The organism is Paenibacillus tarimensis, from assembly GCF_021532315.1.
Classification (GTDB): domain Bacteria; phylum Bacillota; class Bacilli; order Paenibacillales; family Paenibacillaceae; genus Paenibacillus_I; species Paenibacillus_I tarimensis.
In genome coordinates, this window is the sequence record NZ_JAKGAO010000004.1 from 99,455 (window position 1) to 114,745 (window position 15,291).

Below are 15,291 nucleotides of genomic sequence, written 5' to 3' on the forward strand. Positions count from 1 at the left end.
GGACAACGCTCTTTTTGTTCATTATTAGGCTTGTATGCTATGGCGTATAGAAATTCTGGGTATAATAGAGCTTATAGGAGCCGCCTGCATATATACCGACTCCCAATTTGGTCAGGCGCTCATTCATCAGGTTGGTTCGGTGACCCTCCGAGTTCATCCAACCGATATGGACGTGAAACGCATTGGCATGACCGGCCGCGATATTCTCGGCAGCCATACGATACGTGATGCCTTCCTGGCTCATCCGGTCAAACGGGCTTTCATCCCGAAGGTTCGTATGGCTGAAGTAGCTATTCACGGCCATATCCTTGCTGTGCTTGCGTGAGCTGGCAGCCGCCTGGTCATCCCAAACAAAGGGTTGAAGGCCGCGTCTGAAGCGCTCAGCATTGGCGAGGTCAAACACTTGGCGCTCCATGGCTGAAGCGCGCTCTGCGCTTACTGTCTGGTTTGTGCCGGCAAGCTGGGTGCCTTCTTCAAGGACCAGTATGGCAGCGAGCTTGTTGCCATCCAGTTTGTCACGATACAGCTGATAGCTGTTCGGCCCGGCAGTGAAGCTGTAGTAGTCTTCACCCCGCAGTATACTTGTGGCACTGTGCTTCGACCGGAACACTTCAAGCGCTTGTTCTGCATCCATGCCAACCTGGATAAGGTTAGAGCCGTTCCAGCTCTTGGCATTGGAGAACAGAGCGACGACTTTACCGGACTTTATACCGATCATAGCAAAGTCAGCGTAATTCGAATTATATACATACCACTGCATTCCATTATCAGCCGTGTCCTTGCGGCTTGGCTCTCCCAGACGGGAGGTAACGGATGCTGCCGTATCACCGACTGCAATGCTGCGAAGGGAAAGAACAGCCTGCTTGTCCGGTTGCTTGGCTGCCGGAAGAACTGGCGATGAGCTTAGCTCCGGCTTGTACTGCTTCTGATTATAGATGAACGTCAGCGCTTCTGCCCTGGTCATCGTATCGGCTGCCTTGAAGCCGGCAACGGTAGGTGCGGTCTTACCGTTTGACAGTCCTTCATCAAGCAGCCACTGGACCGCCGAGTTGACGGTTAGTGAACGGCCATTGGCCGCTGCGAGAAGGACAGCCGCTTCTCCGCGCCTGAATGGCGCTATGCCGGTCGGCCAGTTCAGCTCTTCGGCCTTCTCGTACGAGGGTTCATACCATTTGTCCTGCGGACCTGCCTGGCGGAGCTTGAGCTCCGGATAGGCACGCATCAGCATAACGATAAAGTCCCTTTCTTGTACAGTACGGTCAGGACGGAAGGTTCCGTCTCCATAACCTGCCGCAATCTGGCTGCGTGATGCCCACTCTATAGTGGAAGCAGCCCAGTGGCCCTGAGTGTCCTTGAAGGAAGAAGCAGCGGCTGCATGGGCGCCGCTAGGATGCGGACCTGGAATGACAGAGCCAGCAAGCAGGGTAATCATGGCTGTCAAAAAGGCAATTCTGGTGATCAGGGAATGAGGCTGGTTTCGTATCATGCTGTGTTCTCCTTTCCTATCCCGGAATAAGGTTTATGTTAACGTATACGATGAGCTTCTGTCATTCGTTTTTGGGAATCGCTGGTTCTGAAACTTTTCTCATTAATACCAGTTGGATTCAAATTAAGCGGCAATGCTGGAACTTTAATAATAATAGTTGTGTTTTAATCTAGCGTATGGTAAAATTTCAAATGTTGTTTGTAATAGTCGGGCGGTCCGCTGTCGGCCAGGACACGGCTTCCAAGGGAAGCCGGAGAGCTTATAAGAACGCCTGTTGTGGAAGGAGGGAACATGAATATGAATATCGTACAAGCGATTACGCAAGAGCAGCTCCGTAAAGACATCCCAAGCTTTCGCCCAGGCGATACGCTGAAGGTATATGTTAAAGTTATTGAGGGAACCCGTGAGCGGGTCCAGCTCTTCGAAGGCGTCGTGATCAAGCGTCGCGGCGGCGGAATCAGCGAGACGTTTACAGTGCGCAAAATCTCCTATGGAGTAGGCGTTGAAAGAACGTTCCCGGTGCATTCTCCGAAACTCGACAAGATTGAAGTAGCTCGCCGTGGTAAAGTGCGCCGCGCGAAACTGTACTACCTTCGCAATCTGCGTGGTAAGGCAGCTAGAATCAAAGAAATTCGTTAATTGTTCTACCAAGGGGGGCTTGCGCATACAAGCCTCCCTTTCTCTTCTTCGGAAATGGGGAGCGGCTTCATAAATTGAAGGCTTCTTAAGATAATAGACTTAATGTGCAGCGGAAGGAAGGCGTATTAATGGACGAATCGCAGAAGCATCGCTCAGGGAATCCGGCGGAAGGCAGCGATACGGAACAGGCAGCTGTGCCGTCATCACCCGATACTGGCACACAGCCCGGTCAGACGGTCGAGGCGTCAGGTCAGGCCCCCCGCGGCGGAAGCAGACTATATAAAGAAATTATTGAATGGCTCAAAGCGCTTGCGATAGCCGCATTGCTAGTATTTGTGATCCGCTGGCTGCTATTTGCACCGTTCATTGTCGACGGCCAGTCGATGGAACCGAACTTTGAATCCGGGGAACGGCTTATAGTCAATAAGATTATTTATGATATCAGAGCACCGAAGCGCGGAGAGGTTGTTGTGTTCTATGTACCGGATGAGAAGCGCGATTTTATTAAACGCATCATTGGTCTTCCGGGCGACAAGGTGAAGCTTGAAGGCGATACGATCTACATAAACGGGGTCGAGATGGACGAGCCTTATCTGAAGGAAGCGATCGCGGAAGCGAACAGCCGTGGCGAGCTGTACAACACGAGAGAAGGATTTCCGAATCCATTCATAACCGAGGATACAGTGCCTGAGGATAAGGTGCTTGTTTTCGGGGATAACAGAAGTAACAGCAAAGACAGCCGTATGATTGGCTATGTGAATTACGATTCGATCGTAGGCCGTGCAGATTTCATATTCTGGCCGCTGGATAAGCTGAGCTTGGTTGAACATACCGCACCCGTGCAAGCTGAGGAACCCGCGGGTAATGCCGGGGAGCCGGCTGAGAATACGGGATCTTGATTAAGATAACGACGGGACGCGCGCGTTTGCGTGCGTCCCGTCGACGCATACAGAGAAGGTGATACTTGTGACGATACAATGGTTTCCGGGACATATGACAAGGGCCAAGAGACAGATACAGGCCAAACTGAAGCTGATTGACGTAGCGATTGAGCTGCTGGACGCCCGGGTGCCGCTGGCAAGCCGCAATCCGATGATTGATGAAATTTTACCCGATAAGCCGCGGCTGATTGTACTGAACAAGTCGGATTTGGCCGACCCCCGGATGACGGAGGAATGGATGGCTTATTTCACAGCCCAGGGGCACTCCTGTGTTGCTGTGGATTCTTCTACTGGGACCCGTGTGGGCGAAATACCGGTGAAGGCCAAGGCGCTGGTTGCCGAGAAGTGGGCCCGAATGGCCGCCAAAGGAATGAATCCGCGTGCGGTCCGGGCTCTGATCGTCGGTATTCCGAATGTGGGCAAATCAACCTTGATCAACAGGCTGGCAGGCCGGAATATTGCCGCAACCGGCGACAGGCCGGGCGTAACGAAGGGGCAGCAGTGGATCAAGGTGGGAACCGAGATGGAGCTGCTGGATACACCAGGTATACTGTGGCCAAAATTTGAGGATCAAATGGTCGGCTACCGGCTTGCCATGACTGGAGCCATAAAAGAAGAAATTTTAAATGTGGAGGACATTGCGTTCTTCGCAATCAAGGTCATTGCCGCCCGCTATCCGGATGCTCTGTCAGAACGCTTCGGCGTCGCGGAGAAGGAGCGGGATTTAAACAACGCAGATGAAGTCGTCGCAATTATGGAAGAGATCGGACGCAAGCGGGGGTGTCTGGTGAGCGGAGGCCGGATTGATCTGGAGAAGACCTCCGGCATTATTTTGCGAGATATGCGCGCAGGCAAGATGGGCAGGCTGACACTGGAGACGCCGGATGAAGCAGAAGCCGGGGGGATCGATAGCCTGTGACGGGAGAGCAGGAGAACTCGGTTGTAGAGCAGCGCAGGGGAAGACAGAAGGCTAAGCCTGAAAAGCAGGCGGAGGAAAAAGCGGTAGACATGCTCGCTTTCGAACGTCCGCTGTGGGAGCAGGGATATGCCTTCATTGCAGGGGCTGACGAGGTTGGCCGTGGTTGTCTGTTTGGCGATGTGGTGGCAGGCGCGGTTATTCTTCCGGCTGGTCTTGTTCTCGAGGGCATTAACGACTCGAAGAAGCTGACCGAGAAGAAACGGGAGTATTATTATGAGCGGATTGCAGAAGAAGCGCTGGCTTGGTCAGTCGCCTGTGTAGCTGCGGATGTAATTGACCGGATCAACATTAAGCAGGCGGCAAGGCTTGCTATGAAGCGGGCTCTTGGTCAGCTTGCCTTAAAGCCCGATTATGTGCTTGTAGATGCCGAAAGGCTGGATATAGAGCTGCCGCAGCTCCCGGTTATTCACGGTGATGCGCGAAGCCAGTCCATTGCTGCCGCTTCTATCATGGCGAAGGTGACCCGCGACCGTCTCTGCATGGGGGAATGGGACCGGTTATATCCGGAGTATGGAATTGCTTTACATAAAGGGTATGCGACCAAGCATCATCGTGAGCAGATTCTGGCTTATGGTCCCACGCCGATGCACCGGCGTTCCTTCCTTGGCAATCTGATGGTCGAGCAGCAGGAGCTGTTCTAACCGTCTGGTTCGGCTGCCGAGTGAAGCAGCGGAAAGGATTAAGCAGGCCGGATACAGCAACAGCAAGAGCTCCCCGCTTTAAGCGGCGGAGCTTTTGACGGTTTAAAGGGGTGCTTTATAATTTGGGTAATCAGGCCGATATATATATTAGGACGATGAAACCGGCAGCGGCCGGAATTATCATAGGTCAGATATCAAGTATGACAGGTGGAAGGAGGGGCGAGGCCAGTGAATATAGGACAGCTGATGCGGGGGATGCTTGGCGAAGCGCAGCCTGCGGATGGAAAGGCGCTCGAATTGAAGGTCGGACAGATTGTTCGCGGCGTTATTATGCAGATGATGGAAGGCCAGGATGCAATGGTGCAGATCAATGGTGTGGCTGTTCGCGCCAGGCTGGAGTCGGTTCTCTTGCCGGGCCAGACGACGATGCTGCAGGTGCAGCCGGAATCGGCGGGCGGTCTGGTTACGTTAAAAGCCGTGGATTCTTCCGGAGCCGGTATGCCAGAGGAGAGTCTTAAAGATCTGGTAAAAACGCTGGGGCTACAAGACCGGAAGTGGGCAATGGATATTGTCCGCGACTTGAAGCGCGAAGGTTTCCCGGTTAATCGTGAGACGGCGCAATCACTTCAGCAGGCTGCTGCAATGAAGCCGGCGAGAGTCAACGAGGAGCAGTGGATGCAGGCCGCCGGAACAGCGCTAAAGCGGGGGTTACCGGCCACGCAGGGTGTTCTGTCCGGGCTGCATCAGGCACAGTCCGGCAAGCCGGTAACACAGCTGATGGAAACGCTCCGTCAGCAATTGAATAACCTGACAGATAACTCTAATACGCAGCCTTCCTCGGCAGGCACAGCTAGCGGGAAGCTGCCCTCTGCGGCAGCTAAAGTGCTGTCTCTGATAGCTGATGGTGCTGCTCTGATGAAGGGAGCCGCTGCAGCGGCAGCTGCCCCGGCGGCTGTTCAAGCCGGTCAAGGCGGCCCGGGCCCTGCCTCTGCCGCCCGCGGCGGCAATGAGATGGCAGGCCAGCATACGCAACCACAGCAGGCAGCATCCGGCTCAGCGGCGGCTGGCGGACAAGCTGCTTCAGGTAAGCTGGATGCGGCGTCTGGACCGGAGCAGGCAGGTCATGCCGGCGGAGCTGCTGCCGGCAGGACGTTTTCAGGAACGTCAGACACAGGCCAAAGCTGGGTAGGCGGTTTAATGAAATGGCTTGGCGTGCATCATGAGAATATGCTTGCCCAGACATTGAACGGGCAGGGCAAGCCGAGCGCATCGGGACAGCAGGCTGTTGATGACACGGCGCTGCAGCAGTATCCCGACCAGAAGGCCGATGCGACCACGGCAAGGCAGCCGGTTCAGCCTGCTGAGCTTCGGCAGGGACAGATGCCTGAACGCTCCGCACTGCAGATGGCGCTCCAGACAGGCGGACCGCAGCTTGAACCAGCTGCACAAGCAGAGTCGGTGAAAATTAACGCGGCCGAGACATTGAAGGGAGCTTTGCTCAGTCTGATCAATAGCGATGATGTGCCTGCTGCCGTTAGGGAAACAGCACAACAGCTGGTACAGCATATTACGGGCCAGCAGCTGCTTCTTTCCCCAGAACGCGGAGGTTCACTCTTGTCTCATGTGACGCTGATGATACCGTTTCACGGACCGGATGGTGCACAGACTGCTTCTGTTCATGTACAGTCGAGACGGGGCAAGAGAGGCGAGCTTGATGCGGATAACTGCCGGCTGCTGTTTGACCTGCAGATGAAGCAGCTCGGGGCTACGGTAGTGGATGTGCAGGTGGTGGAGAAGATGGTCAGCCTGAGTATTTGGAATGATCATCCGGTTATGGGCTCGATGGTCAGGGAGGCGCGCGCTGAAGTATCAGCAGCGCTGGCTGGAGCAGGGTACCAGCTGTCGGCGCTTAATGCCAGGCCGCTGCCAGACCCTGGAGAAGCAGCTGCCCAGGCAGCGGATAAGAAAGCCCCCCAGCTTCCGGAGCCTTCTGCGTATCAGACTAAGCGGTACAAAGGGGTGGATTACCGGGCATGAAGCAGGACAAAGCCGCAGGCAGGGCCGATGTGACTAAGGCGGTTGCGCTCAAGTACGATGCCGAGAAACGCAGTGCTCCTATCGTGGTGGCCAAGGGAAAAGGCGCGATCGCCGAATCTATACTGGAGAAGGCAAAGGAGCATGATGTGCCGATTCAGGAGGACTCGTCGCTTGTCGAGGTGCTATCCAAGCTGGATGTGGATCAGGAGATACCACCTGAGCTGTATACGCTGGTTGCCGAGATATTAAGTTTTGTCTACCGATCTGACCGGCGCGCGAAGGAGTGGAAGGATGAGCAGTAGCGGAATGGACAGGAATGCACCCAACGGCCGCGGTAAGGAGCTGTCCCGCCGTAAGGAGACAGGCAGCCGCGGGGAGGATGCGGCCGCCGAACTGCTTGTAGGTAAGGGGTACAAAATTCTGAGCCGCAACTGGCGATGCCGCAGTGGCGAGCTGGATATTGTAGCAGACGATAGTGGAACGACTGTGTTTGTTGAGGTCCGTACGAGACGGTCTGGCAGCCGTTATGGGACTGCAGCTGAATCAGTTGACTGGCGGAAGCAGAGAAAGCTGCACCAGCTTGCCCAGTTCTATATGGCTGTTCACGGAAGCGCTGTAAGCCTGGCTATGCGTTTTGACGTCATTGCGGTTTCCTATGAAGAGGCGGATGGCCCGCTCGTGTGCACGCATTATGAGCATGCATTTTGAAGACCCGTAAGGCGAGGGCTCCCACGCTGTACGGGTCTTCTGTTTTTTGAGGGTACCGGTTATAACAAAGGAAGAAGCTTGCGGTCCAGACAGCGGTACTGGACGGCTTCGGCGATATGCTCAGCCAGAATATCTTCCTGCTCTGCTAAATCGGCGATCGTCCGCGCCAGCTTTAAGATGCGTTCGTGGGCTCTCATGCTGAGACCGAGCGTTGTATACACATTATCGAGAAGGACAGCAGCTTCCTTCCTCAAGTGGCAGGCAGCGTACAGTGCCTTCCCCTGCAGATCACTATTCCATGGAACCCCGGTAACCTTCATGCGGTATTGCTGCCTTTCAACGGCGGCCTGCACCAGCCGGGACATGTCTGCTGATGACATTCCAGGCTGGAGGCTCTTATCCATCCGCGGTCTTGGTACATCCACCTGCACATCAATCCGGTCAAGGAGAGGGCCGGACAGCTTCGCCATATAGGCAGATATCCGGTGCGGCGTACAGGAGCAGCGGCGTTCGTCGGTTTCGTGACCGTAATAGCCGCAAGGACAAGGGTTCAGGGAGGCAGCGAGCATGAAATGTGCTGGGAAACGCAGGACCGCCCGGGCACGAGAAATCGTTACATGCCTGTCCTCAAGCGGCTGCCGCATGACTTCAAGCGCCTGTCTTGTGAACTCGGGGAGCTCATCCAGGAACAAGATGCCCTGATGAGCAAGTGTAACTTCACCAGGACGCGGCACCGTGCCCCCGCCGATCAGGCCGCCTGTGGATATCGTATGATGAGGTGTCCGGAAAGGACGCTCTCTAAGCAGGACCGGACCGGATCCATTCAGCTTGCCGGCCACGCTGTAAATTTTCGTCACTTCCAGCGCTTCCTGCTCGGTAAGCGGAGGCATGATGCCGGGCAATCGCTTGACGAGCATGGTCTTGCCGGTCCCTGGCGGTCCGGAAAGCAGCAGATTGTGTCTGCCGGCTGCGGCTGTGAGCACGGCACGTTTGGCCGTCTGCTGCCCAAGCACGTCGGCATAATCAAGGGATGGCAGGCCAACTGACCAGGCAGGAGCATCAGCCGCGATGTAGCTGCCGGCAGTGCTGCATACCTCAATACCAGATGCCCCGGCTTCGCCTTCCCGGCCATCCAGCCTGCTTAAATGATGCAGGCCGACGACCTTTAATCCGCCAATGAGCGAAGCCTCCGCAGCGTTGGCTGCAGGCAGCAGTACTTTGCCGATGCCATGGCGCCGGGCCTGCTCGACCATGGGCAGAACGCCGGGGACGGCTCGCACTTCCCCGCTTAAGGCCAGCTCTCCGATCAGCAAAGCACCGTCATAGGCCTCCGGCTTGAGCTGTCCGCTGCCGACCAGTATACCGGCGGCTACGGCTACATCGAAGGCAGTTCCTTCCTTACGGAGATCTGCTGGTGCCAAATTCACCGTAATGCGCTGAAGCGGAAATTGATAACCGCAGTTCTTGAGCGCAGCGCGCACACGTTCAACGGATTCACGCACAGCCGGGTCAGGCAGACCCACAATATTAACCTGCGGCAATCCAGGAGAAATGTCGACCTCTACCTCGATCAACCGACCTTCCACACCTTGTACTGCCGCACACAGCATTCTTGTATACATAACAAAAAGCACCTCCATCACATAGCGGATGAAGGTGCTTCCTTACGTTCCTCTAACGTTGAGCGGCGTTGGCCGCACGTCATTCGATTGTTGATGATAGTCTAATGGATGATGAGGGACCCTGTCAATTCTTTCTCTGAAGGGCAGCCCTAGTAATAGAAGCAGTAGTATAGTCTAACGGAAATTGGAAAAAGTTATGGTAAAATAATGATTGTCCGACCATAATAAGAGGGGGTGCGGCCTGAGCCCAATGGGTTCCATTCGCAATTCGAGATGATACCCATATCAAATTCGCATAAAAAAAGCTGTGGGATTTTATGCGAAAAAATAAGGAAAGCCGATTGGAATCATGTTACAATAACAATGGTCTGTGTACATATCGAGACTGAAGCTGCGGATAGGGAGGATTTCGGTAATGAATATCCATGAGTATCAAGGCAAAGAAGTCCTGAAGCAATACGGGGTCGCAGTACCGGAAGGCAAAGTCGCTTTCACAGTTGATGAGGCTGTAGAAGCGGCACAAGCGCTTGGTACACCGGTAGTCGTGGTGAAAGCGCAAATCCATGCAGGCGGACGCGGTAAGGCAGGCGGTGTTAAGGTTGCCAAGAGCCTCGACGAGGTCCGGCAGTACGCGGGAGATATTTTAGGAAAGACGTTGGTGACGCATCAGACGGGCCCTGAAGGCAAAGAAGTAAAGCGCTTGCTTATTGAGCAAGGCTGCGACATCAAGAAGGAATATTATGTTGGCGTCGTGGTTGACCGCGGTACAGGCCGCGTCGTCATGATGGCTTCGGAGGAAGGCGGCACTGAGATTGAAGAGGTAGCTGCGCATACACCGGAGAAGATTTTCAAGGAAGTGATTGACCCGGCAGTCGGACTGCAGCCGTTCCAGGCGCGCAAGCTTGCTTACGCGATCAATATTCCGAAGGAGCTCGTAAATAAAGCGGTGCAGTTTATGACGGCTTTGTATACGGCTTTTGTGGACAAGGACTGCTCGATTGCAGAGATCAATCCGCTAGTTGTAACCGGAGACGGCAATGTCATGGCGCTCGATGCCAAGCTGAATTTTGATTCGAATGCGCTTTACCGGCATGCCGATATCCTGGAGCTTCGTGATCTGGACGAAGAAGACGAGAAGGAAATACAGGCTTCCAAATTCGATTTGAGCTACATAGCGCTGGATGGCAATATCGGCTGTATGGTTAATGGTGCCGGACTGGCGATGGCTACGATGGACATCATCAAATATTACGGTGGAGACCCGGCAAACTTCCTCGACGTAGGGGGCGGTGCCACCAAGGAGAAGGTTACTGAAGCGTTCAAAATTATCTTGTCCGATGAGCAGGTTAAAGGAATATTCGTCAACATTTTCGGCGGCATTATGCGCTGTGACGTGATAGCTGAAGGTGTTGTGGCAGCAGCCAAGGAGCTTGGTCTCAGCCGTCCACTTGTTGTCCGTCTTGAGGGCACGAACGTGGACCTCGGCAAGAAGATCCTGAACGAATCGGGACTCAATATCGTCGCTGCGGATTCGATGGCAGACGGCGCTCAGAAGATCGTTGAACTCGTAAAGTAACAAGTGCATAAGCAGGGCTGTCCGGAGACGGATATCCGGCGGCTGTCTGACAGGCTTCTGATCAGACTGAAGGAGCAGTTTACCGCACGAATTCATATAGGGGATGTGAGCCTTCGATGAGCATTTTGGTAGATAAAAATACGAAAGTCATTACGCAAGGCATTACAGGCAAAACCGCCCTGTTCCATGCCAAGGGCGCGCTGGACTATGGCACGCAAATGGTAGGCGGTACATCGCCGGGCAAAGGCGGCACTAATGTGGATATCACATTGGAGAATGGCAGTACGGTTTCTCTCCCGGTATTCAACACTGTTAATGAAGCGGTTTCAGCAACCGGCGCCACGGCTTCGGTCATCTACGTTCCACCAGCTTTCGCGGCGGATGCGATTATGGAAGCGGTTGATGCGGAGCTGGAGCTTGTTATCTGTATTACAGAGGGCATTCCGGTTCTTGACATGGTAAAGGTCAGCCGGTATATGGAAGGCCGCAAGACACGCTTGATCGGCCCGAACTGTCCAGGCGTGATTACGCCAGACGAGTGCAAAATCGGCATTATGCCGGGCTACATTCACAGAAAAGGCCATGTCGGTGTTGTCTCCCGCAGCGGTACGCTGACCTATGAAGCGGTACATCAGCTTACAACACGCGGCATCGGCCAATCCTCGGCGGTTGGTATCGGCGGTGACCCGGTTAAAGGCTCCGAGTTTATCGATATTCTGTCGATGTTTAATGATGATCCGGACACGTATGCTGTCATCATGATCGGTGAAATCGGCGGTACCGCTGAGGAAGAAGCTGCAGAGTGGATTAAAGCAAACATGACGAAGCCGGTCGTCGGCTTTATCGGCGGTGCTACTGCTCCTCCTGGCAAGCGGATGGGACATGCCGGTGCGATTATCTCGGGCGGCAAAGGCACAGCTGCTGAGAAGATCGCAACACTGGAAGCCTGTGGTGTCAAGGTTTCGCCTACACCTTCCGAGATGGGTGCAACTCTTGTCAGCGTTTTGGAAGAGAAGGGTCTTCTCGACAAGTGCGTTACCTGCAAATAAGCAGTTAAATGAATATCTAGTTAGAAGGCGGGCAGCCTTCCAACACCTTGAGACAAGGTGACGGGAGGCTGTCTTTTTTTTGTCCGCTCACGCTTCCAAGCAGGTTGATGACGAGTGGCAGAGAGTGATTATTATGGCCGCGCTTGCATTCTTTTCCCGAGTGAAGCACAATAAGGTATGGAGTTCACTGAATATTGTGTATTTCTAATGAAGAGAAAGTGAATGCCTGCCGGTCCTGAGAAGGAGTGGCTTTGAATGGCAACGAAGGATTTAATGGAATGGTCAGACAGAGAAATCATTTTTACGCTGCATGAAACCAGGGGGATTGGCGCTCAGACGATACGCAAGCTGGTTAAACAGGGGCTTCTTCGACGCTGCCTGGCCTTCTCTCAAGAGGCATGGCGGGAAGCGGGATTGAATAGATCTCAGGCGGCTGCCGCAGCCGAAACGATGAACCGATCGTTTTTCATAAGGCGTTCTTACTACTACAAGGAAGCACAAATTCGCTGGATGACCGTGCTGGATACGAATTATCCTGAGATGCTCAGGCAAATCGCTGATCCACCCTGGGTTATCTATTATATCGGCCGTGAGGAGCTGTTAGTCTCTCCAGCAGCGTCTATAGTAGGTACCAGGGGGCCAACGGCTTACGGAAGGCGACAGGCAATGAAGCTTGCGGGTGAGCTGTCACATGCAGGAATTACGGTAGTAAGCGGAATGGCCAAAGGTATTGATGCTTATGCCCATGAGGGAGCGTTAGCAGGCACGGGAAGCACGATCGCTGTACTTGGTACGCCAGTTAACCGGATTTACCCGCCGCAGAACGCATCGTTGTACAGGGCTATTGCAGAGCGGGGACTGATCCTGTCAGAATATCCTGTTGGCAGCCCTTTTCATCCGGGGATGTTTCCCCAGCGCAACCGGATAATTGCGGGTCTATCTAGCGCGACCGTAGTTGTGGAGGCGACCAAGGGAAGCGGATCTCTGATTACCGCGGGTCAGGCAGTGGATTATAACCGCGAGGTGTTTGCCGTTCCTGGCCCGCTTGGCGCTATCAAGAGCGAAGGGGCGAACGAGCTGATCACCCGCGGTGAGGCCGCACTTCTAACAGGAGTGGAGCCGATTTTATCACATATTATCAGGACGGCAGAGCCTGAGGTCATTCGGTCAGCATTAAGCGACCCGCCCACGTGTGACAATAATGCAGCGCAGGAAGCGGAGTCACCGAAACAGGACAACAGCAGACAGCTGCCGGATAAGGCGGGCCAGGTGACTGATGCCGAAGCTCTGATACTGAGCCTGCTGGGCGATCAGCCGCGCACGGCGGATGAGCTGTGTGAGCTTACCGGTATGGCTTTTGGACATTTACACGCACTTCTGATAAATTTATCTATAAAACATAAAATCGAACAACATCCGGGTTCATTATATAGCGCCGTTTAGCGCATTTTACAGAACCATTGTCGGGAGGAGGGGCAGTATGGCGGATTCATTGGTTATTGTGGAATCACCCGCAAAAGCGAAGACAATCGGCAAATATTTAGGCAGTAAATTTATCGTAAAAGCTTCGATGGGGCATATCCGGGATTTGCCCAAAAGCCAGATCGGTGTAGAAGTCGAGAAAGGCTTTGAGCCCAAATACATTACGATCCGCGGAAAAGGCAGTGTCCTCAAAGAGCTTAAGGATGCCAGTAAAAAAGTCAAGAAAATATATCTGGCGGCTGACCCTGATCGCGAAGGCGAGGCGATCGCGTGGCATTTGGCCCACTATCTGGATCTCGATGAAACGGAAACATGCCGGGTCGTATTTAACGAAATTACAAAGCAGGCGGTCAAGGATGCGTTCAAATCACCAAGACCAATTAATATGGATCTGGTTAATGCCCAGCAGGCACGGCGTATACTAGACCGTCTTGTAGGTTATAAGATCAGCCCTTTATTATGGAAGAAAGTGAAGAAGGGTCTGTCGGCCGGCCGGGTACAGTCGGTTGCAGTGAAGCTTATTATTGACCGGGAGAATGAAATAGACGCTTTCGTGCCAGAAGAATACTGGTCGATTACAGCGTCTCTGATGCACGGAAAATCGGCTTTTGAGGCCAAGTTTTATGCCATGAATGGGGAGAAGAAGGAGCTTTCCAGCGAAGCTGACGTTCAGCAGGTGCTGCAGGCTATGGATGGTTCTGACTTTGTGGTTCAGGAAGTTAAGGAGAAGGAAAGGCTCCGGAATCCGGCACCGCCCTTTATAACAAGCTCGCTTCAGCAGGAGGCTGCCCGCAAGCTCGGGTTTCGTGCTGCCAAAACGATGTCAGTTGCCCAGCAGCTTTACGAGGGTGTAGATTTAGGCAAGGAAGGCACTGTCGGTCTCATCACTTATATGCGTACAGATTCGACTCGTATTTCCCCTGTCGCACAGGAGGAAGCCAAGGAGTACATCATCGATAAATTCGGTGAGCCATACGCACCCGAGCAGTTTCGCAATTACGTCCGTAAGAACGCCAATGCCCAGGATGCGCATGAGGCTATCCGTCCTACTTCGGTTCTCAGGGGACCCGATGAGATGAAGCCTTTTCTGACGCGTGACCAGATGCGCTTGTATAAGCTGATCTGGGAACGGTTCCTGGCGAGCCAGATGTCCTCAGCCGTTCTTGACACAATGACTGTCGATATTGCAGTCGGCCCCGTTACGTTCCGGGCAGTCGGCTCGAAGGTGAAGTTCCACGGCTTTATGAAGGTATATGTTGAGGGGAACGATGACGGCACTACAGAGGAAGACAAGTTTCTTCCGCCTCTCAAGCAGGGGGATATAGCGGAGAAGCAAGCTGTCGATCCGAAGCAGCACTTCACCCAGCCGCCTCCACGCTATACGGAGGCAAGGCTGGTTCGTACGCTGGAGGAACTGGGGATCGGCAGGCCAAGTACGTATGCCCCTACACTGGAGACCATTCAGAAGCGCGGTTACGTGGCGATTGAAGAGAAGAAATTTGTCCCGACTGAGCTCGGCGAGCTGGTCATACAGCTAATGGAGGAGTTCTTCCCGGAAATATTGGACGCTGAATTTACCGCCCATATGGAAGGCGATCTGGACAGCGTGGAGGATGGCAAGGAAGATTGGGTTAAGGTTCTGGCAGCCTTCTACGAATCGTTCGAGAAGCGGCTTGAGGTCGCTGAGGATGAAATGAAGGAAGTGGAAATTCAGGACGAGGTCTCAGACGAAATTTGTGAAAAATGCGGCCGTCATCTTGTGTATAAAATGGGACGGTTCGGCAAGTTCCTGGCCTGCTCGGGATTTCCTGACTGCCGTAATACAAAGCCTATTGTCAAGGACATTGGCGTAAAGTGTCCGAAATGCGCCGAGGGCAAAATCATCGAACGGCGCAGCAAGAAGGGGAGAATCTTCTACGGCTGTGATCAATATCCCGGCTGCGATTATGTATCCTGGGATAAGCCGACCGACAAGCCGTGTCCGGAATGCAGTACGCTTATGGTGGAAAAGCGCAACCGCTCCGGCGGGAAGCTGCTGTGTACGCAGTGCAGTCATTCGGAGGAGCTTCCGGATGATCAGGAGCAGGCTGAATAGCAGATTACAAGCCGGAAATTAAAGCAGCAGTCTACA

At 53.8% G+C, this 15,291-nt stretch carries 13 protein-coding genes; 11 read left to right on the top strand and 2 right to left on the bottom strand.

Annotated features, from left to right (window positions below; translation table 11 throughout):
* Window positions 1-37: 37 nt before the first annotated feature.
* Window positions 38-1,486 carry a CAP domain-containing protein gene (locus tag L1N82_RS01585; protein ID WP_235285589.1) on the bottom strand — a complete coding sequence of 483 codons (1,449 nt, stop codon included), beginning with the start codon at window positions 1,484-1,486 and terminating at the stop codon, window positions 38-40.
* Window positions 1,487-1,783: 297 nt separating this feature from the next.
* Here L1N82_RS01585 and rplS point away from each other — a divergent pair, with 297 nt between their 5' ends.
* The 7 genes from rplS (at window position 1,784) to L1N82_RS01620 (ending at window position 7,431) form a co-directional block, all read left to right on the top strand.
* Window positions 1,784-2,125, top strand: coding sequence for a 50S ribosomal protein L19 (gene rplS, locus L1N82_RS01590; RefSeq protein ID WP_111148974.1), 342 nt, complete (start codon window positions 1,784-1,786; stop codon window positions 2,123-2,125).
* A gap of 128 nt (window positions 2,126-2,253) precedes the next feature.
* Complete coding sequence (gene lepB / locus L1N82_RS01595; protein WP_235285590.1) at window positions 2,254-3,024, top strand: signal peptidase I; 771 nt, start codon at window positions 2,254-2,256, stop codon at window positions 3,022-3,024.
* 67 nt (window positions 3,025-3,091) lie between these two features.
* Entirely contained in the window at window positions 3,092-3,985 is an 894-nt protein-coding gene (gene ylqF / locus L1N82_RS01600; RefSeq protein WP_235285591.1) for a ribosome biogenesis GTPase YlqF, read from the top strand.
* Window positions 3,982-4,686: a ribonuclease HII gene (locus tag L1N82_RS01605; protein WP_328284411.1), complete on the top strand. Its 705-nt coding sequence runs from the start codon at window positions 3,982-3,984 to the stop codon at window positions 4,684-4,686. Before ylqF ends, L1N82_RS01605 begins: the two co-directional genes overlap by 4 nt.
* 228 nt (window positions 4,687-4,914) lie before the next feature.
* Window positions 4,915-6,723, top strand: a complete 1,809-nt coding sequence (locus L1N82_RS01610) for a hypothetical protein (RefSeq protein ID WP_235285592.1) — start codon at window positions 4,915-4,917, stop codon at window positions 6,721-6,723.
* A complete protein-coding gene (locus L1N82_RS01615; protein WP_235285593.1) occupies window positions 6,720-7,025 on the top strand; it encodes an EscU/YscU/HrcU family type III secretion system export apparatus switch protein in 306 nt (101 codons plus the stop codon). Before L1N82_RS01610 ends, L1N82_RS01615 begins: the two co-directional genes overlap by 4 nt.
* Entirely contained in the window at window positions 7,015-7,431 is a 417-nt protein-coding gene (locus tag L1N82_RS01620; protein ID WP_235285594.1) for a YraN family protein, read from the top strand. Before L1N82_RS01615 ends, L1N82_RS01620 begins: the two co-directional genes overlap by 11 nt.
* A 59-nt stretch (window positions 7,432-7,490) precedes the next feature.
* Here L1N82_RS01620 and L1N82_RS01625 read toward each other — a convergent pair whose 3' ends face one another.
* Window positions 7,491-9,053 (bottom strand): YifB family Mg chelatase-like AAA ATPase, encoded by a 1,563-nt coding sequence (locus L1N82_RS01625; protein WP_235285595.1) that lies wholly within the window; start codon window positions 9,051-9,053, stop codon window positions 7,491-7,493.
* Between the two features lie 415 nt (window positions 9,054-9,468).
* Between L1N82_RS01625 and sucC the strand changes: the two genes are divergently transcribed.
* From sucC to topA, 4 genes are all read left to right on the top strand, one after another.
* Window positions 9,469-10,629, top strand: coding sequence for an ADP-forming succinate--CoA ligase subunit beta (gene sucC / locus L1N82_RS01630; protein ID WP_235285596.1), 1,161 nt, complete (start codon window positions 9,469-9,471; stop codon window positions 10,627-10,629).
* Between the two features lie 116 nt (window positions 10,630-10,745).
* On the top strand, window positions 10,746-11,678 hold the full coding sequence (gene sucD, locus L1N82_RS01635) for a succinate--CoA ligase subunit alpha (RefSeq protein WP_235285597.1): 933 nt from the start codon (window positions 10,746-10,748) through the stop codon (window positions 11,676-11,678).
* Between the two features lie 255 nt (window positions 11,679-11,933).
* Window positions 11,934-13,121: a DNA-processing protein DprA gene (gene dprA, locus L1N82_RS01640; RefSeq protein WP_235285598.1), complete on the top strand. Its 1,188-nt coding sequence runs from the start codon at window positions 11,934-11,936 to the stop codon at window positions 13,119-13,121.
* A 37-nt stretch (window positions 13,122-13,158) separates the two neighbouring features.
* Window positions 13,159-15,255, top strand: coding sequence for a type I DNA topoisomerase (topA, locus tag L1N82_RS01645; protein ID WP_235285599.1), 2,097 nt, complete (start codon window positions 13,159-13,161; stop codon window positions 15,253-15,255).
* Window positions 15,256-15,291 lie beyond the last annotated feature (36 nt).